The 18311-nt window shown below is 71.4% G+C and carries 19 protein-coding genes; 12 read left to right on the top strand and 7 right to left on the bottom strand.

Features of this window, described 5'->3' with window-relative positions; all coding sequences use genetic code 11:
• Positions 1–25: 25 nt before the first annotated feature.
• A complete protein-coding gene (locus A6A06_RS31250; RefSeq protein WP_073765692.1) occupies positions 26–676 on the top strand; it encodes a fasciclin domain-containing protein in 651 nt (216 codons plus the stop codon).
• 81 nt (positions 677–757) lie between these two features.
• Here A6A06_RS31250 and A6A06_RS31245 read toward each other — a convergent pair whose 3' ends face one another.
• Positions 758–2398: a sulfite oxidase gene (locus tag A6A06_RS31245; RefSeq protein WP_073765690.1), complete on the bottom strand. Its 1641-nt coding sequence runs from the start codon at positions 2396–2398 to the stop codon at positions 758–760.
• A 284-nt stretch (positions 2399–2682) separates the two neighbouring features.
• Between A6A06_RS31245 and A6A06_RS31240 the strand changes: the two genes are divergently transcribed.
• Genes A6A06_RS31240 through A6A06_RS31220 form a run of 5 tightly spaced genes read left to right on the top strand, consistent with a single transcriptional unit; the run spans position 2683 to position 8078 of the window.
• Entirely contained in the window at positions 2683–3924 is a 1242-nt protein-coding gene (locus tag A6A06_RS31240) for an NAD(P)/FAD-dependent oxidoreductase (RefSeq protein WP_073765688.1), read from the top strand.
• Positions 3921–4697, top strand: coding sequence for a DUF1365 domain-containing protein (locus A6A06_RS31235; protein ID WP_073765686.1), 777 nt, complete (start codon positions 3921–3923; stop codon positions 4695–4697). Before A6A06_RS31240 ends, A6A06_RS31235 begins: the two co-directional genes overlap by 4 nt.
• Positions 4694–5974, top strand: coding sequence for an SAM-dependent methyltransferase (locus tag A6A06_RS31230; protein ID WP_073765684.1), 1281 nt, complete (start codon positions 4694–4696; stop codon positions 5972–5974). The genes A6A06_RS31235 and A6A06_RS31230 overlap by 4 nt, the downstream gene beginning before the upstream one ends.
• Entirely contained in the window at positions 5971–7281 is a 1311-nt protein-coding gene (locus A6A06_RS31225) for an SAM-dependent methyltransferase (protein WP_073765682.1), read from the top strand. Before A6A06_RS31230 ends, A6A06_RS31225 begins: the two co-directional genes overlap by 4 nt.
• Entirely contained in the window at positions 7278–8078 is an 801-nt protein-coding gene (locus A6A06_RS31220; protein WP_073765680.1) for a DUF1295 domain-containing protein, read from the top strand. Before A6A06_RS31225 ends, A6A06_RS31220 begins: the two co-directional genes overlap by 4 nt.
• An 18-nt stretch (positions 8079–8096) precedes the next feature.
• Here A6A06_RS31220 and A6A06_RS31215 read toward each other — a convergent pair whose 3' ends face one another.
• Positions 8097–8852, bottom strand: coding sequence for an anti-sigma factor (locus tag A6A06_RS31215; protein WP_073765678.1), 756 nt, complete (start codon positions 8850–8852; stop codon positions 8097–8099).
• On the bottom strand, positions 8849–9433 hold the full coding sequence (locus A6A06_RS31210) for a sigma-70 family RNA polymerase sigma factor (protein ID WP_073765676.1): 585 nt from the start codon (positions 9431–9433) through the stop codon (positions 8849–8851). Before A6A06_RS31210 ends, A6A06_RS31215 begins: the two co-directional genes overlap by 4 nt.
• A gap of 305 nt (positions 9434–9738) precedes the next feature.
• Here A6A06_RS31210 and A6A06_RS43830 point away from each other — a divergent pair, with 305 nt between their 5' ends.
• The gene (locus A6A06_RS43830) at positions 9739–10197 is read left to right on the top strand and encodes an alpha/beta fold hydrolase (protein ID WP_073765674.1); all 459 of its coding nucleotides are present in this window, start codon (positions 9739–9741) and stop codon (positions 10195–10197) included.
• A 202-nt stretch (positions 10198–10399) separates the two neighbouring features.
• On the opposite strand, the gene A6A06_RS43195 is transcribed toward A6A06_RS43830, so the two are convergent.
• On the bottom strand, positions 10400–10717 hold the full coding sequence (locus tag A6A06_RS43195) for a VOC family protein (RefSeq protein WP_073765672.1): 318 nt from the start codon (positions 10715–10717) through the stop codon (positions 10400–10402).
• 14 nt (positions 10718–10731) lie between these two features.
• Here A6A06_RS43195 and A6A06_RS43190 point away from each other — a divergent pair, with 14 nt between their 5' ends.
• Positions 10732–10920: a hypothetical protein gene (locus A6A06_RS43190; protein ID WP_073765670.1), complete on the top strand. Its 189-nt coding sequence runs from the start codon at positions 10732–10734 to the stop codon at positions 10918–10920.
• A 141-nt stretch (positions 10921–11061) separates the two neighbouring features.
• Here the strand turns inward: A6A06_RS43190 and A6A06_RS42270 are convergent, their stop codons facing one another.
• Together A6A06_RS42270 and A6A06_RS31190 are read right to left on the bottom strand one after the other, a co-directional pair.
• A complete protein-coding gene (locus tag A6A06_RS42270; RefSeq protein WP_199931279.1) occupies positions 11062–11535 on the bottom strand; it encodes a hypothetical protein in 474 nt (157 codons plus the stop codon).
• A gap of 201 nt (positions 11536–11736) precedes the next feature.
• On the bottom strand, positions 11737–13200 hold the full coding sequence (locus A6A06_RS31190) for a M1 family metallopeptidase (RefSeq protein WP_242441031.1): 1464 nt from the start codon (positions 13198–13200) through the stop codon (positions 11737–11739).
• A gap of 828 nt (positions 13201–14028) precedes the next feature.
• Between A6A06_RS31190 and A6A06_RS31185 the strand changes: the two genes are divergently transcribed.
• The 4 genes from A6A06_RS31185 to A6A06_RS31170 are packed head-to-tail and all read left to right on the top strand — an operon-like array spanning position 14029 to position 17121.
• A complete protein-coding gene (locus A6A06_RS31185) occupies positions 14029–14334 on the top strand; it encodes a hypothetical protein (RefSeq protein ID WP_073765668.1) in 306 nt (101 codons plus the stop codon).
• A 54-nt stretch (positions 14335–14388) separates the two neighbouring features.
• Complete coding sequence (locus A6A06_RS31180; protein ID WP_073765666.1) at positions 14389–15840, top strand: putative T7SS-secreted protein; 1452 nt, start codon at positions 14389–14391, stop codon at positions 15838–15840.
• On the top strand, positions 15840–16493 hold the full coding sequence (locus A6A06_RS31175; protein ID WP_073765664.1) for a hypothetical protein: 654 nt from the start codon (positions 15840–15842) through the stop codon (positions 16491–16493). Before A6A06_RS31180 ends, A6A06_RS31175 begins: the two co-directional genes overlap by 1 nt.
• Positions 16494–16545: 52 nt before the next feature.
• The gene (locus A6A06_RS31170; protein WP_073765662.1) at positions 16546–17121 is read left to right on the top strand and encodes a hypothetical protein; all 576 of its coding nucleotides are present in this window, start codon (positions 16546–16548) and stop codon (positions 17119–17121) included.
• A 74-nt stretch (positions 17122–17195) separates the two neighbouring features.
• Here A6A06_RS31170 and A6A06_RS31165 read toward each other — a convergent pair whose 3' ends face one another.
• The gene (locus tag A6A06_RS31165; protein ID WP_242441030.1) at positions 17196–18215 is read right to left on the bottom strand and encodes a D-alanyl-D-alanine carboxypeptidase family protein; all 1020 of its coding nucleotides are present in this window, start codon (positions 18213–18215) and stop codon (positions 17196–17198) included.
• Between the last annotated feature and the right edge of the window lie 96 nt (positions 18216–18311).

The raw sequence follows: 18311 nt of genomic DNA, 5'->3' as shown, positions 1-18311 counted from the left end.
GCGAACCGACCGTTGAGGGAATGTCATGCAAACTCGATTCCGTCGTGCCGCCGTCGCCATCGCCGCTGCCGCCCTGCTGCCGCTGGCCCTGACCGCCTGCTCCGACAGCGGTTCCAAGGACAAGGCCGCCGACAGTTCCTCGCCCGCCGCGTCCAAGGGATCGGACGAGACCGGTGCCGGTGGGGACACGGCGGGCAAGGACGCCCCGTTCGGGTCGGCGTGCGCGTCCGTGCCGAAGGACGGCGCCGGTTCGTTCGACGGCATGGCCAAGGACCCGGTCGCCACCGCCGCGTCGAACAACCCGGCCCTGTCGACGCTCGTCACGGCCGTCAAGAAGGCCGGTCTCGTCGACACGCTCAACAACGCCAAGGACATCACGGTGTTCGCGCCCACCAACGACGCGTTCGCGAAGATCCCGAAGGCGGACCTGGACAAGGTCCTGAACGACAAGGCCCAGCTCACCAAGATCCTCACCCACCACGTCGTGGGGCAGAAGCTGGCGCCCGAGGACCTGAAGAAGGGCTCCTTCGAGACCCTTGAGAAGTCCAAGGTCACCACGTCCGGCTCCGGCGAACAGTTCAAGGTGAACGACAGCGCCAACGTGGTGTGCGGCAACGTGAAGACGGCCAACGCCAACGTCTACATCATCGACAACGTCCTGATGCCGAAGAGCTGACCGGGCACTGACCGGGGATATCGCTTGAGGGGTGCGTGGCGGTCGCCGCGCACCCCTCGGGCGTTCCTGGGCCCTGTCCGTTCAGTCGACGGTGACGAGGACGGAGTGCCAGCCGGACGCGCCGTCCGGGACGGTCGGGACGCGCTCCTCCGTCTGGGTCCGGCCGGTGCGGTCGGTGGCGCGGACGGTCAGCGTGTGGCCGCCCTTCGCGGCCCGCCACTCGTACGTCCACTGGCGCCAGGTGTCCGTGGTGTCCTCGGCGGTCAGGCGGGCCTCCTCCCACGGGCCGTCGTCGACCCTGACCTCGACCTTGTCGATGCCCCGGTGCTGGGCCCAGGCGACCCCGGCGACCATGACCGTCCCGGCCTTCGGACGGGCGAACGGCTTGGGGGTGTCGATCCGGGACTGCGTCTTGACGGGCGCGCGCCGGGCCCAGTCGTGCTTGACCCAGTAGGCGTCGTAGGCGTCGAAGGTGGTCAGCTCGATGTCCTGGATCCACTTGCAGGCCGAGACGTAGCCGTACAGACCGGGCACCACCATGCGGACGGGAAAGCCGTGCTCGAACGGGAGCGGTTCGCCGTTCATGCCGAGGGCGAGCATCGCGTCGCGGCCGTCCATGACGTCCTCGACGGGGCTGCCGATGGTCATGCCGTCCACGGACCGGGCCACGAGCTGGTCGGCGGGCCCGCCCTGCGACGGCGGCCGGACGCCGCACTGCCGGAGCAGATCGGCCAGGCGTACGCCGATCCAGCGGGCGTTGCCGACGTAGGGGCCGCCGACCTCGTTGGAGACGCAGGTCAGGGTGATGTCGCGTTCGGTGAGCGGCATCTTCAGCAGGTCGGCGAAGGACAGGGTGAGTTCGCGGTCGACGCCCTTGCCGTGGATCCGCAGGCGCCAGGTGGTGGCGTCGACCTTGGGTACCACCAGGGCGGTGTCGACCCGGTAGAAGTCGCCGTTGGGGGTCGTGAAGGGGCTCAGTCCCGCGATCCGTGGTGCGGCGCCCCGGGGGACGGGCCGTGCGGGCGACGCCGGTGCGGGGAGTTTCACCGCCCTGCGGGAGGCCACGGCGTTCTGGCCGCTGGAGCCGTTGAGGGCCCGGCCCGCGAGCCCGGCGCCGGTGGAAGCGGCGGCCGCGGCGGTGGCCGCCACGATGAAGCCGCGCCGGTCCCAGCCAGGCCCTGCCGGGGGAGCCTCCCCTGCCCCGGGCCCCCGTTCCTCACGCGGGACCACCGCGGTCGCTCCGACCCCGTCCAGGCGTCCGACGAGCCAGTGGAGGAGCCCGGCGCCCAGGATCGCCCCGACCACGGACGGCAGGGCATCGAGAGCACCGGTCGAGTCCGGACGGCTCACCGCGGCCAGGGCACCGACCACCCCGAAGACCAGCACCCCCGCCGAGCCCAGCGCACGGCGGCGCGCGGCGAGCGCCCCCAGCGTCAGGGCGAGCACCGTGAGCACGGCGAGGATGCCGAGCTGGAGCACGAGCTTGTCGTTCGTGCCGAACTCCCGGACCGCCCAGTCCTTGACCGCCGGGGGCGTACGGTCGATGGCCGCCCCGCCGACCGCGACGACGGGCCCGGCCTCGGGCCGTACCGCCGCCGAGGCGAGTTCAGCAGTCGCGAGCGCCGCGTACCCGGCGATCAGACCGCTCAGGGCGCCCAGGGACCTGCGTGCGATACCGCGAAGCGGCGGCGACTGCGACTGCTGCTGCATGACGTCGTCCATGCTCCGGAATCCGTCCTCGCGCCCGGTGCGGATTGGTACCGCACCCCGATCGGGGGATGCGGCGCCCTCTCCTCGGGGGTGTGCCGCGCTGGATCGGCCGGATAACGGGCCGTTCCCCGCATTTCCTCCCCCGCCAATCCGGTCTGCGGCCGTCTCCGGATCACCAGTGGGAACAGATCCGGATCGGCTGGGGAGGAGAGACGATGTCCAAGGCGCCAGGGGGCGGCTCACGAGAAGGTGCGGAGCGTGCTGCCGACGCTCGTCAGGAGGGGCGTCGCACAGCAGTGATCGGCAGCGGGGTGGCCGGGCTCACCGCCGCGTACGTGCTCGGCCGCGCCCGCCACGTCACGTTGTACGAGGCCGACGACCGGCTCGGCGGACACGCCCATACCCATGACCTGGTCGCGTCCGACGGGGCGGCGCACCGTGTCGACTCCGGCTTCATCGTGCACAACCGGCGCAGCTACCCGTATCTCGTGCGGTTGCTTGCCGAACTCGGCGTCACGACGCAGGAGTCGGAGATGAGCCTGTCGGTACGGTGCGAGGGCTGCGGCCTGGAGTACGCCGGTGCGCGCGGCCCCGCCGGACTGTTCGCCCGGCCCCACAATGCCCTGAGCCCGGCCTATCTGAGGCTGCTGACGCAGGTGCCCGCCTTCCACCGGGCGGCACGCCGTCACCTGACACAGGGAGCCGAGCAGGGTCTCACGCTCGGCGAGTTCCTGGACCGCGAGGGCTTCTCCCGCTACTTCCGTACGCACTTCATGACCCCGCTGGTGTCGGCCGTGTGGTCGTGCGACGCCGCCACCGCGCAGCGCTACCCGGCCGCGTACCTGTTCCGGTTCCTCGACCATCACGGGATGCTCTCGGTTGGCGGATCGCCCACGTGGCGCACCGTCACCGGCGGATCCCGCACCTACGTCGACCGCCTGGCCCGGGAGGTGCACGAGGTGCGCCCGGCGGCCCCGGTCCGGGCTGTGCGGCGGCATCCGGACGGCGTCAGCCTCACCGCCCACGACGGCACCACCCGCTCGTACGACTCGGTGGTCGTCGCCACCCACCCGGGCCAGGCCCTGAAGCTGCTGGCCGACGCCACTGCCCGGGAGAAGGAGGTCCTGGGCGCCTTCCGGTACTCCCGCAACACCACGCTCCTGCACACCGACACCGGGATGCTGCCGCGCGCCCGGGGCGCCCGTGCCTCGTGGAACTACCTGATGCCGTCCTGCGCGGCGGGCGCCGACCGGGTGCGGGTCAGCTACGACATGAACCGGCTGCAGCGTCTGGACGCCGCCGAGACGTACGTGGTGACGCTGGGCGGCGAGGACCGTGTCGACCCGGCCCGGGTCCGTGCCCGCATGGTCTACGAACACCCGGTGTACACCCCGGAGTCGGTGACCGCACAGCAGCAGTTGCCGGGCCTGAACACCGCCGTCACGGCGTTCGCGGGGGCGTACCACGGCTGGGGCTTCCACGAGGACGGCTGCCGCTCCGGCGTGATGGCCGCCGCCGCGCTGGGGGTGAGGTGGTGACTGCCGCTCCCGCGCTGTACCAGGTGGCGATCTCCCACCTACGGACCACGCCGCGGCGGTACGCGCTGCGGCACCGCACGTACATGTGGCTCATCGACCCCGACCGTCCGCCGGAACTGCCTCGGCCGACAAGGGTGTTGGCACGCTTCGACCCGCGTGACCACTTCGACGGCGACCATCCTTCCGTCCGTGCGGGCCTGGACGCCTTCCTCGCCGGTCACGGAGTGGACCTGGCCGGCGGCGACGTGGTCATGCTCACCCACGCGCGGGTCTTCGGGTACGTGTTCAACCCGCTCACCGTTTATTGGTGCCATGGCCCCGACGGCGCCCTGCGCTGCATCGTCGCCGAGGTCCACAACACCTACGGCGGCCGTCACTGCTACCTGCTGCACCCCGACGGCTCGGGGCGGGCGGTGACCGGCAAGGAGTTCTACGTCTCGCCGTTCTTCCCCGTCGACGGCCGCTACCGCATGCGCCTGCCCGAGCCGGGCGACCGGGTCGACCTGACCGTGCACCTGGAGCGCGACGGCGGCAGACCCTTCACCGCGACCGTGCGCGGCGCCCGGCGGGACGTCCGGGTGCGCACGCTGCTGCGGCTGGCGCTGCGCCGGCCGTGGGCCACCCTCGCCGTCTCCGCGGCCATCCGGCTGCACGGCATCCGCCTGTACCTGCGCGGGCTCCCCGTACAGCCCCGCGAGCCTCGTGAGTCCCGTAAACCTCATCAGCCTCGCGGCCCCCGTCCCGACCACAGCACTCCGGAGAACGTCTCATGAGCACAGGAGAGTCCCTCTCCACCACCGCGCCACCGGTCACCGCACCGCACACCGTGGACCCGGCCCGCTGGCCCGACGTCGCCGCACCGCCCAGCGCCTCGCGCGCCCGGACCGCGGTGGCCGCCGCCGTCGTGCGGCGCGCCCTGCGGCAGCTGCCGCTGCGCGCGCGGTACGCCGACGGGACCGTGCTCGGCAAGGGCGGTCCGGTCCTGGACATCCACCAGCCGGAGGCGTTCCATCGCCGCATCGGCGCGCGGGGCCTGATCGGCTTCGGCGAGTCGTACATGTCCGGGGAGTGGGACGCCCCCGACCTGGTGGCCGCCCTCACCGTCCTCGCCGCCCACGCCGCCGACCTCGTCCCCGCGTCCCTCCAGCGGCTGCGCGGACTGTGGGCGCCGCGCCGGCCGCAGGAACAGCACAACACCCCGGGCGGCTCCCGGGACAACATCCGCCACCACTACGACCTGTCCAACGACCTGTTCGCGGTGTTCCTCGACGAGACGCTCAGCTATTCCTCGGCCGTCTTCCGCGCCTTGCCCGCCGGCCCCGGTCTGCTCGCCGACGCCCAACACCGCAAGATCGACCGCCTGCTCGACCTCGCCGAGGTGCGGGAGGGCAACCGTGTTCTGGAGATCGGCACCGGCTGGGGCGAGCTGGCGATCCGCGCCGCCGCACGCGGCGCCCACGTCACCTCGCTCACCCTCTCCCGAGAACAGCGCGATTGGGCCCGCGCCCGCATAGCCGCGGCCGGGCTGACCGAGCGGGTCTCGGTCGAACTGCGCGACTACCGCGAGGCGCGCGGCACGTACGACGCGGTCGTCAGCGTCGAGATGATCGAGGCGGTCGGCGCCGAGTTCTGGCCCGTCTACTTCCGCACCCTCGACGAGCGCCTCGCCCCGGGCGGGCGGGCCGCGCTGCAGGCCATCACCATGCCCCACGGCCGGCTGCTGGCCAGCCGCTCCACGTACACCTGGATCCAGAAGTACATCTTTCCCGGCGGGCTGCTGCCCTCGGTCGAGGCGGTCGCCGGGACGGTGCGGGACCACACGCGGCTCACGCTCGCCCGCCGGGACGCCTACGGCGCCCACTACGCCGAGACGCTGCGGCTGTGGCGCGAACGGTTCACGGAACGCGCGGACGACGTCGCCGCGCTGGGCTTCGACGCGACGTTCCGCCGCATGTGGACGTTCTATCTCGCCTACTCGGAGGCCGGGTTCCGCTCGGGCTACCTCGATGTCCAGCAGTACCTGCTCACCAAGGAGGGCACCAGCCGATGACCCGCACCCGACCCGCCAGGACCGGGGCCGCCCACCGTCTCGCCTCGCTCACCGAGTCCGCGCTCCGCGGACCGCTCCCGGTACGGCTGCGCGCCTGGGACGGCAGCGAGGCCGGCCCGGCCGAGGGCCCCGTGGTCGTCGTACGGTCCCGGCGTGCGCTGCGCCGGCTCCTGTGGCAGCCTGGCGAGTTGGGGCTGGCCCAGGCGTACGTCACCGGAGAGCTGGATGTCGACGGCGACCTGGCCGCGGGGCTGCGCGCCATGTGGGCCGCGGCCCGGGAGCGGAAGCTGCACGCGCCCCGCCTCACCGTCGCCGACCGGGCCCGGGCCACCGGCGCCGCCGCCCGGCTGGGTGCCGTGGGTCCGCCACCGGCCCCGCCCGCTTCCCAGGCGCGGCTGCGCGGCGCCCTGCACACCAAGGCCCGCGACCGGGCCGCCATCAGCCACCACTACGACCTGTCCAACGCCTTCTACCGGCTACTCCTCGACGACACGATGGCCTACTCGTGCGGGTACTGGGCGAGCGAGGACCCGGAGTTCACCTCCGCCGACGCGCAGCGCGCCAAGCTGGAGCTGATCTGCCGCAAGCTCGGCCTGGTGCCCGGCGCCCGGCTGCTCGACATCGGCTGCGGCTGGGGCTCCCTCACGCTGTACGCAGCCGAGCGGCACAAGGCCCAGGTCACGGCGGTCACCCTGGCCAGGGAGCAGGCCGCGCACGTGCGCGAGCAGGTGCGTGAGCGGGGCCTGGAGGACCGGGTGGAGGTGGTGTGCCAGGACTACCGGGACATCACCGACGGCGGCTACGAAGCGGTCGCCACGGTCGAGATGGGCGAGCACGTCGGCGACGCCGAGTACCCCGCCTTCGCGGGCGCGCTGCACCGGCTGGTCCGGCCGCGGGGGCGGGTCCTGGTGCAGCAGATGGCGCGCGGGGCGGCGGCGCCGGGCGGCGGTGCCTTCATCGAGGCATACATCGCGCCCGACATGCACATGCGACAGGTGGGCGAGACCGTCGGGCTCCTGGAGACCGCCGGCCTCGAAGTGCGGTCGGTGGAATCACTGCGGGAGCACTACGTGCGTACGGTCGCCGCCTGGCACCGCACCCTGGAGGAACGCTGGGCCGATGTCGTGCGCCTGGTCGGGGAGGAGACAGCCCGTGTCTGGCGGCTGTACCTGATCGGTGGCGCCCTCGCCTTCGAGGAACGCCGCATGGGCGTCGACCAGATCCTCGCCGTCCGGCCCACGGAAGCCGGGACCAGCGGGGTGCCCGCGACACCGGAGGACTGGTACACGGGACTGGAGCGGCTGTGAACGGTTTCGCCTGGGCCGCGTTCGGGGCGGGCCTGGCCTGGTCGGCATCCGCCGCGCTTGCCGTCATGCTGGTCACGTTCGCCGTGGCCGTACGCAAAGGCGTGCACCGGATCGTCGACGTCGCGTGGGGGCTCGGGTTCACCGCGGTCGCCGCGGTGAGCTTCCTGGCGTCGGCGGGCACCGGCGACCCGGGCCGCCGTGCCCTGGTGACCGTGCTGACCGCGGTGTGGGGGCTGCGGCTGGCCCTGCACATCGCCCGGCGCGGCCGCGGGCACGGCGAGGATCCGCGGTACGAACGCATGCTGGGCAAAGCTCCCGGCAGCAGGAACCTCTACGCCCTGCGCGTGGTCTACCTGCTCCAGGGCGCGCTCGTGTGGCTGGTGTCGCTGCCGGTCCAGGCCGCGCAGTACGTGCCGGGCCCGCTGACAGGGCTCGCCTGGGCGGGCGTGGTGCTGTGGGCCGTCGGGCTGTTCTTCGAGGCGGTCGGGGACGCACAGCTGGCGCGGTTCAAGGCGGACCCGGCGAACCGGGGCAGGATCATGGACCGAGGACTGTGGCGCTGGACCCGCCACCCCAACTATTTCGGGGACTTCTGTGTCTGGTGGGGCCTGTTCCTGACCGCCTGCGACGCGCCCGCCGCGGCGGCCGTCAGCGCCGTGTCGCCCCTGGTGATGAGCCTGCTGCTGACCCGGGGCAGCGGCCGGCGGCTCCTTGAGCGGCACATGGCCGAGCGTCCGGGCTATGCCGAGTACGTGGCTCGCACGACCGGCTTCTTCCCCCTGCCGCCGCGTGGTTGAGGCACGCCCTCCCGCCGTTCAGGCCGGGAGGGGCATCAGGGCCACCGGCGCGGAGGTCGGCTGATCCGAGCCTCCGGCGGGCTCGACAGTGATACCCATGCCCGACGCACCGTCGACGGTGCCGCTCATCAGCACGGCCTGGTCCACCCTCCCGGTGTCCATGAGTCCCGCCGAACGCATGGTCCCGCCGTCGTCGAACCACAGCTGGTAGACCTTGCCGCGCGGCGGGTGTGCCATCCCGGAGGCGAGGAACACCGCCCGGTTCCGGGCGGCGGAGACGACGACGGTCCCGGTGGCGCCGTCGGCCAGCTTCGCCGAGCCGGTCCTGGCGTCCGGCGCCGCGAGGACCGCGGCGACACCGTCCGCGCTCCGCTCGGCCTGCCGGGCCTGCTCCAGGGCGTCCTCGGCGCGCTGGTGCTGCCACACCGCGGTCCCGCCGAGCCCGGCGGCCACCGCGAGGCACGCCGCGAGCACCCACCGGGACAGGGGGTGCCGCCGTGCTGTCGGCGTACGGCCGGTCCCGGGCAGCACGGGGCCCCGGGGGGACTCCTGGCGCACCGTGGTGATCCGGTGCAGCACCTGTTCGCGCAGTACGGGGCGGGGCGTGACGGAGACGGCGAGGCCCAGGCGGGCGGCGGTGGCGGTGAGTTCGGCGGTCTCCTGGGCGCACGCCACGCAGTCCGCGAGGTGTCGCTCGAACGCGGCCCGCTCGGTGTCGGACAGCGCGTGCAGCGCGTAGGCGCCGGTCAAGGTGTGCAGGTCGGCGTGGTTCACGCGGTGACCCCCAGGCAGTCGCGCAGCCGGATGAGACCGTCGCGCAGCCGCGTCTTGACCGTGCCCAGGGGCAGCGTCAGGGCTTCGGCGACTTGACGGTAGGTCAGTCCACGGTAGTAGGCGAGCGTGACGGCCTGCCGCTGGATCCCGGTCAGCGTGCGCAGACAGCGCCGGACCTGCTCCCGCTCCAGGCGGGCCTCGACCTGCTCGGACACCTCGTCGTAGTCGGGCGTACGGTCCAGGAGCGCGGCCTTGTGGTCACGGGCCGCGGCGGCCTCCACGGAGCGGACCCGGTCGATCGCGCGCCGGTGAGCCAGGGTGAGGATCCAGTTGATCGCCGTACCCCGGTCGGCGCGGTAGCGGGGCGCGGTGCGCCACACCTCCACCAGAACCTCCTGCGCGACCTCCTCGGACTGCGCCGGATCACGCAGGACCGCCCGTACGGTGCCGAGAACCGGGCCCGTCACCATGTCGTACACCGAGGCGAACGCGTCCTGGTCGCCCAGGGCCACGCGGCCCACCAGTTCTTGCAGGTCCGGTCCGGCAGACGGGTTTCTGCCGATATGTACGGCTTCTTTCACAGGGCCCTCCGTGATCGGGACGTCTCCAGTGGTCATCCGGACCTAGAGAGACCGCGGATTGGTCCGCTCGACCAGTCAACCGGCCCACCGGCCACGAATGCCCAGGAGAGAGTGTCCTGCGGCGACGTGTGCAGCCCGAAGGGATCGTAGATGACCGAGCACCGACAACGGTCTCAAGACACGGCCCCGCGCGCGCTGGTCCCGCGCCGCACGCCCCGCCGGGCACGTGCCGCTGTGCTGTTCCTGCACGGCGGCCGCGCCCCAGCCGACGTCCGTCCCGGCCGTGGCACCTCGCCGCACTCCGGATGAAGCCCTTCGTACGAGCCACCGCCACGGCCCTGCCCGACGACGGGGTGCTGCTGGCCGAGGCGCGCTACCGCCTGCGTGGCTGGAACGGCCCCGCCGCGGACGCCCTGTACGACACCCGGCAGGCACTCCGCGAACTGGCGGAAGACTTCGGCGACGTACCGGTGGTGCTCGTGGCCCACTCCATGGGCGGCCGCGCGGCACTGCGCGCCGCCGACCTGCCCCAGGTGTGCGCGGTGCTCGCTCTCGCCCCTTGCGCGGCGACCGCGTGGCCGCCCTCGTTCCAGCCGAGGGTGTCGTGGAGTTTCGCCATGGCGTCGACGCGGTGCCGGTGCGTGTCGCGGACGGTCGCGGACTGGACGGCCGGGGCCAGGCGGGCAGGGAGAACGAACATGGTGCGGCGCATGCACCGGATGCGCTCCAGCGCCGGACAGCCGGTGGCGGTGGTGCTGTCGTAGAGAGGCCGTTCGATGGCGGCGACGGTGGGCCGGTGCATACGAGCGGCCGTGGCCAGGAAGACGGTGGCGGGGTCGGTGGCGTGCAAGCCGACCAGCGCCTCGGCCACCGCCTCAGCCGTCTTCTCCCGCACGGCAGGAACGAGGAGATGACGGCGGACGAGGCGGGCGCGGCGCGTGGCTGCGGTGATGCGGGGCAGAACGGTCATGGTCGCCGGGGTCCGTAGCTGCCGTGGATGCAAAAGGGCTGGCCGGAGGGGGCGAGCAGGACCGTCCAGTGCTTTCCGCCGGGCTGGTGGGCGGGCTCGGTGGCGCCCATCTCCAGCAGTCGCTGCTCCGCCGCTCGTCCTCGCCCGCGACGAACATGGTGTGATCCCCGCCGCCGATGGCCTCCGGGTTGACGACGGTGTCCTGTTCCTGGGTGACGAACGCCTTGACGACCTTCGTCTCGGGCAGGGCGCGCTGGATCTGCTCGCCGAGGCTGTCGCTGTCGCAGGGGTCGAGGACGGGCATGACGCCCCACGGAGTGGGCCAGGGGTGCTCGATCCCGGGGTGCTCGGCGAGGAACTCCCTGAACGGCGGGGTGCCCATCATGTCGGGCTCGGTGCGGACCCGGGCCTCCTCGCGGCCTTCGCCGTCGCGTGCCGCGATCACGAGATCATCGCCTTCGACCACACCACCCGCCTCCGCGACACCGCCCACCGCACCCTGCGCGCCACACACTGACGCATCCGGGTCCGGCTGCCGCCGGACGGGCCACCGGACCAGGCCTCTCCCGCGTCATCGACACGGGTCCAGCCGCCTGAAGATCATTTCGTTAGGAGTTCTCAAGCGGTACTGCAAGGGGCAGCCATGATGCCCCCTTGCTCACCGTCCCCGGCCGACCACGTCTGCACGCATCAGGTCACGGAGTCGCTCCTGAGTTTCCCGGACTGCCCGATAGGCCGCTTTGTGTTCCTCGGACCCGAGTAGAGAACGCCGTCCGATGCAGTCACGTAAGTTACGCATGGCGAGCAGTGACTTGCGTACCTCCTTCACCACTGGTTCAGGAGCACTGATCACCAACTGTGCCCGCAGCGAGTACAGCGATTCGCTCGACAAAGCTTCGTGGGCGGCTTCCATGAACAGGTCGGCATCCGGCTTCTTCACCCCTGCCGCGAGGAGATGCAGACGTTCCCCGGCCTCGTGTAACGCTGCCAGGTACTGGCCGTACAACTGGCGTCGGGCTTGGTGGTCCTGTGCTTGCAATTGCTGCCGCCACTGGCCACGTTGAGCCAGGAGTGACGCACCAGCACCGATGACAGCTCCTAGCAGAGCCGCAATCGGAGACAACCAATTCATGCAAAGAATGTGGCAGGCGCTCTCCGGCGAGTCCACAGCCCGGGTCATGAACATCGGGGTGGCGGCTATGCGTCCGGCCGGTGCTGCCCGGACCGCCCCGGCCTTACATGCCCGTCGCGTGGCCGATCGGGCCCTGTCACGAGATGACCGCGTGGCTGGGGCTGCCAGGCTGGGCTGTTCCTAGCCCGCCGTGCCCGGCTTTCAGTTCGGGTGGCCTGGCATGGGGGGTGTGGTTTTTCCGTAGAGCCAGCTCTTTATGTAGGGGGTGAGGTCTTGGCCGGAGACTCGGTTGGCTATGTCGATGTAGTCCTGGGTGCTGGCTGAACGGCCCTGGTAGGTGCGGAAGAAGGTGGTTTCTATCTTGCGGAAGGTCGTGTCGCCGACCTTGTGGTGGAGGCCGTAGAGCAGGAGGGCGCCGGGGGCGTCCGTGTTGAAGAGGAGACTTGTGGCCTTCTTCAGGCGGCCGGGGGGTCCGCCTGCGGCGCGCTGTGTGACGTCTGCCTTGTATTGCTTTTGCATGGCGGTGTCGAGGGCGGCGCCACCGTGGGACGCGGAGTAGAGCATCTGGTAATAGGTCGCGTGGCCCTCGCTGAGCCACATGTCGTCCCAGGTGCGTACGGACACGCTGTCGCCGAACCACTGGTGCACGATCTCGTGCACCATGGTCGGGGTGATCTTCTCCGGTGACATCGTCAGGGCGCGGGCGGAGAAGGTGGAGAGGGTGGCGGTCTCCAGTGCCACACCGTTGTAGTCGCTGTCGACGCCGAGGACGCCGTACCGGTCGAAGGGGTAGCGCAGGCCGAGCGTCTTTTCGAGCCAGGAGATCTGGCCTGCGGTGCGCCGTGCGTTCGCGACGGTCTTGTCGTACTGCTCGGCCGGCACCCAGCTGCGGACGGGCAGGCCGTGCGGGCCCTGCTGGTCGACGGAACGGAACCTGCCCACCGCCAGCTGGGCGGTGTCCGTGGGAATCTCATCGCGGGTGGTGTACGTGAACTCGTCGCGGGAGCCCGCGAGCTGCCGGTGCCGTACGAGGTCGCCGTTGGCCACGGCCTTCGTGCCGCGCGGCACGGTGACGCCGAGGGTGAGACGGGCCTTGTCGGCGGGCACGTCGTTGGAGGGGAAGAAGAGGTGGGCCCGGTCGGGCTGTCCCATGAAGGCGAAGCCGTCCTTGGTGTTGACCCAGCTCTTGACCGGCCACTCGGTGCCCTTCGGAAGGTGATAGGCGGGCGAGGCCGGGTCCTTGGAGCGGTCGGCGGTGTAACGGATCTCGACGCGGAAAGCGTTGCCCTTGCCCACCGGCTTCGCGGGTACGACGTGCAGCTTCTCGCGCTCGTCGTTCGTCCGGAAGTGTGCCGGGCGGCCGTTGACGGTGACCTTTTCGACCTTCTTGACCGCCGAGTCGAGGCTGAAGCGGGAGAGGTCCTGGGTGGCGATGGCGTCCATCACGGAGTTGGCCTGCATCCGCGTCGTGCCGGAGCGGTAGTCGAAGCGGACGTTGTAGCTCCGCGCGTCGTAGCCGCCGTTGCCGAGTCCGGGGAAGAGGCGTTCGTTACCGTGGTCCGCGCCGGGGCGGGCGTCCGCCGGGGCGCCGGCCGTGCGTACCGGGCTGGCGTCGGCCGGGTAGCAGCCGGTGGCCGTGAGCGGCACGAGCAGCGCGAGGGTCACGGCCGAAGCTCTCTTCTTCGCGGACGCAGCCGCGGACACAGCCGCGGGGTGTGCACTGGTCTGCCGGGGTGGCGTGGAGGCCGTGGAGAGCATCGTGGGGGGGCTCCTTCCTCCCCGTCCGGCGTGCCGGGGCGGAGGGGCGCCGGTGAACGTGCCGGTACGGAGACGGTGCGTGCGAGTCGTTTGCCCGCGGAACGTGCGTGCCGTTCGCCCGCGGACGGGGACATCCGGCAGGACAGCGGAGGCCGGCCCAACCCTGTTCTCTGCCTGTGCCCTGCCCCGCTGCCTGCGCCTCCGAGGCTATGCAGGGGTGAGAGACCGGCACGTCGCCTTCGGGAGGTACTTCCCGCGCCTGCCGTGACACCGGAGCATGATGGTCCGGTAGGCCCGTAGACCTACATGCATGATCCTCAAGAGGTACGCGCCGTCGCCGTGCGGGGCGCGGCGGGGAAGGGCGGGGAAGGGCCGTGCGGGGCCGGGCGGGGCGGGCGGGCAAAGGTGGACGGGCCGTCTGCCCGGGGCCTTTTCTTACGGGGATGTCACGGCTGTTCGACGACGGAGCGGGATTCGTATGCGCGATACCGAGGAACGTTTTCGGATGAAGGTTGCATGAACTCGTTGAATGAGCCGGTAGCGCCCGATCCGGGCATCTGAAAGCGCCCGGGAATTCCGCATTCGGATGCCCCCGGCTTCTCCCCCTTCTCACCGCTTTCTCCCCCCGGCACGGTCGCTCGAACGTTCCTGCCGCTCCCCGTGCAAGGGAGTTCCCCGAACGGCGGTAACGTATGCGACTGCTGTGCATAGACGTGGGGACGCCAAGGAGGGTGCATGGGCAGCTATTTCAAGGTCGAGGCGGAGAATCTCGGCCGCCTGCTGAAGGACCTGCACGACAGCCAGGACAACATGCGCAAGGCGCTGGGCGCACTGAAGGACACCGGGCCGAAGTCGACGGGCGCGGAAGCCCTGGACAACGCCTGCGACGAGTTCCACGACAGCTGGGACAACGCCATCAAGAAGATCGCCGACGGCACGCAGGCCATCGAGGAGAAGCTGAAGCAGGTCAAGCAGAACTACGAGTCGCTGGAGCACGCACTGCGCGACGCCTTCGCGAAGAACGCCAAGAAGGCGGCGTGATGTGGATGTCCGTACTGAATGTTCCGCGCTCCACGACCTCCGGCAGGTGACTCCATGACCCAGCAGGACTTCCCGGCCCTGGGCTTCAATCCGGCGCCCGGCGACCTCGGCTCCGTCGACGCCCTCAACAGCAAGCTGGACGCGGCCAAGCGCTCCCTGGACTCCGCGCACTCCGTGCTGTCCCGCATCGGCAAGGGCGGCAGCGACTGGGAAGGCGACGCGGCCAAGGCGTTCTCGGACAAGGTCGGTGATCTGCCGAAGTACGTGAGCGACAGCCGCGACGCGATGCGCGACGCCGTCACCCAGCTCCGTTCCTGGCACACCGCGCTCTCCTCGTACCAGACCAAGGGCAAGCAGTACGAGGCGGAGGCCGCCGCGGCCAAGCAGACGGTGGCCACCCGCAAGACGGAGAACGAGCGCGCGGTCGGCGCCTACAACGAGGCCGCGGCCAACCCCGACCTGCGGCTGGCCGGCACGTACTACAGCGACCAGGCCTCCCTGGACGCCGCGCAGAAGAAGATCGACGCGGCGAGCGACCGTCTGAACAAGGCGGACACGGCGCTCGACTCCGCCCGCAGCCGTCTGGACTCCGCCACCGGCGAGCTGGAGGCGATCGTCAAGAAGGCCGAGGGGCTGCTCGACAACCACCAGGACGAGGCGCGGAACATCGCCGAGCGCATCCGGCGTGCCACGGAGAACGCGCCCGACCCGGGGTTCTGGGAGAGCCTCGGTGACTTCTTCACCAGCATGGGCCACAGCATCCAGGAGTGGTGCACCAAGCACGCCGACCTGCTGAAACAGATCGGCGACTGGCTCTCGATCGCCTCCAGCATCCTGGGCGTCGCCTCGCTGCTGACCCTGTGGTGCCCGCCGCTCTCCGGCGCCCTGGCCCTCGCCAGCGCGGGTGCCTCCCTCGGCGCCCTCGCCACGCACGGAGCGGCGAAGCTGGGCGGGGCGAACGTGAGCGTGATGGACCTGGTGGGGGACGGCATCGGCGTGGTCCCGTTCGGGAAGTTCGGCTCCGTCGCGATGAAGGGCGCCAAGGTGCCCATGAAGCTGGCCCAGGTGGAGGGCCGTACCGTCGCCTCGATCGACAAGGTCAGCAAGATCCGCGCGCTGCGGGACGCCGGGTTCACCGGCCGGGCCCTGGAGGGCAAGTCGCTCCTCGGGATGGGCAAGGAGTACGTCGGCGGCAGCAAGGTCTTCACCACCACCGGCTTCGGCAACCGCATGAAGCTGGCGTGGAACAGCCACGTCCAGGACGTGGCCGGGGCGAGCATCAAGGAGGCGGGCATCAGCAAGGGCCTCAACAAGGTCCTCGAAAGCGGCCTCACCCCCGAAGGGATCAAATCGTCCCTGCGCGGGGCCCTGCGCGCGGACGGCTCCATCGACCCGCTGTCCTGGTGGTCCAAGGGCCCGCAGGTGGCCCAGCAGGTGCCGGGCATCGCCATCGGCGCCCACAACCAGCTCACCGATCCCGGCACGCCCGCCGCGGGGAGGCTCTGATGGCCGCGTCCGCGCAGAGCGTGTCGCTCACCCTGGACACCCCGGAGGGTTTCCACGAGCTGCCGCTGCACCTCCCCCCGGACGTCCTCGACGCCGCCCTGTGGGAACTGACGGAGAAGATCTGGCCGGGCGGTACGGAGTTCCAGCGCGAGACCACCGCCCTCGTCTACTCCGACCTCACGGCCGCCCTGGCCGCCGACTCCGTCCTGCACGCGTCCGTCGCCTTCTACGAGACGGAGGACGGCGCGGCGAGCACCGCGCACCTGCTCGTACGGGCGGAGGCGGTGGACCCGGACGCCCCGGAGATCGTCGCGGCGTCGCTCCAGGAGGGGCTCGCCCTCGAAGAGCACCGCAGCGTCGACCGGGTGGACCTGCCCTGCGGCCCGGCCGTGCTCTCCCTGCACGCCACCGAGACGGAGGGTTCGGGCATCCTGCCGTCGCTGGAGTTCGCCCACGTCGAGCTGTACGTACCCGCTCCGGTACGGGGCTGGCTGGTGGTGCTCGCCCTCTCGACGCCGTGCTTCGCGGACCTGCCCCGGTACACCGGAATCCTGCGGCAGATCGGCGAGAGCCTGGCCGTCCGCCCGGCGGACCAGGCGGACGACTCTTCGGAGGCGCCGGAGCCCGGCGGTGTGCGCGCGGTGTTCGGATAGGCCGCAGGCGGTACTTTTCGGCACCTCACCGACGCGACGGGACGGACACTCCATGACACTCGCCTTCACCCGCCACCCCGACCCCAAGGACTACGAGCTGCGCCCCCGCGGCGCCGCCCCCGTCCACGTGCGCCGTGGCGCTCCCGACGGACGCCCCCTCCCCCAGGGGTGCAAGCCGCGCTTCACCCTCGCCGCCGACCCCGCGGGCGCCGAGCCGCTCGCCGTGGTCGTCCGGACGGACGGCGGCCGTCTCGCCGTCCTCACCCCGGACCACCGGCACCTGGCCGAGCTCCGCCTGCCGCCGCGGAAGAAGCGGTGGCGGCCGACGTACGAGATCGGGCTGCCCGACGGGACGGAGCTGCGCGGCCGGGAGGGCACGGTGCCGTCGCTGCTCCTGTGCCTGGTGCTGCTGCCGTTCGTCCTGCTGATGCTGGCCGCCATGGCGCTCTCCGACTCCCCCGCCGGGACCACCACCGCCCCGCTGCGTACGGCCTGGAAGCGGCCGGGTGAACTCTTCGGGCGGGCCGCTCTGACCGAGACGGCACGCGGCCGCTTCCGGGCCCGGGGCGACGGTCTCGATCACCGGGTGGCGTACGCGCAGGCGGTGGCCAAGTACTGGGAGCGCTGAGCGGGGCGCGTGAGACGCGGAAGGGCGCGGCCACCGGGTGGCCGCGCCCTTCGCTCCCGTTACGGGGCGGACGGTCAGTCGCGCTGCGTGTTCGCCGGGAGGGCGCGCAGCTTCATCGTCTTGGCCTTGGCCGAGCCGAAGCCGTGGTCGAGCATCTTCGCCGCGTCGCCGTAACGGTCCTTGCTGTTCAGGACGGTGCCGACGAGGGTCTTGTCGCCGCGGGTGGCGGCGAAGACCAGGCAGTCGCCCGCCGGGGTGGTCGTACCGGTCTTGATGCCGATGACGCCGTCGTACGAGCCGAGCAGCTGGTTGGTGTTGTTCCAGGTGTAGTAGCGGGTGCGCCCGTTGGCCGCGGGGGCGTCCGCCTTGTACTGCTTGGCCTTGACGACCGTGCGGAAGGTGTCGTTCTTCATGGCGTACTGGGCCAGCTTGGCCAGTTCGTTCGGGGTGCTGGCGTCGGTGCCGCCGCCGTCGAAGGAGTCGAACGTGGTGTGGGCGAGGCCGAGGTCGGCGGCCTTCTTGTTCATCTGGGAGATGAAGGACGCGGTGCGCTCGGCGTTGGTGCCACCGGTGCCGAAGGTGTCGGCGAGGGCGTAGGCGGCGTCCGCGCCGGAGGGCAGGAGGGTGGCGTAGAGGAGCTGGCGGACGGTGAGCTTGTCACCGGTCTGGAGGTCCGCGGTGCTGGAGCTGTGCTGGGTGACGTAGTCCCGGTACTCCTGCTTGACGGGGATCTGCCGCTCCAGGTCGGCGCCGTCGGCGTCGAGCACCACGGACGCGACCATGATCTTCGCCGTGCTGGCCATGGGGCGGGCCGTGTCCGCGTCCTTGCCGAAGAGGGTCTTGCCGGTCGCACCGTCGACCAGCGAGGCGCCCTTGGCTGCGACGGCCGGCGCGGTCTGGCGGGCCTGAGGCGTGCGAGGCGTCTGGAATGTCTGAAGTGCCTGGGGCGACTTCTGGGTGGCTGGTGCGTTCTGCGTGTGGGGGGTGGCCTGAGCGGCCTGAGCGGTCAGAGGGGAGAGGGCGAGCAGAGTACCGCCGGCGACGGCAACCACGCGCGAAGTGAAAGCTCTGGCAGTCAAGTTGGAACGCTCCATCACTGTCGTGCTCGGTGTCGAACTGTGCTCCCCTGCAGGACGAGCCCGCGAAGGGTGCCGTGTACATGAAACTCCATGGGCGGCCTCACGCGGGCG

The sequence above is a fragment of the Streptomyces sp. CB02923 genome (assembly GCF_001905005.1).
Taxonomy (GTDB): Bacteria; Actinomycetota; Actinomycetes; order Streptomycetales; family Streptomycetaceae; genus Streptomyces.
The sequence above is the reverse complement of the archived record's forward strand: the minus strand, read 5'-3'. Positions and strand labels throughout refer to the sequence as shown.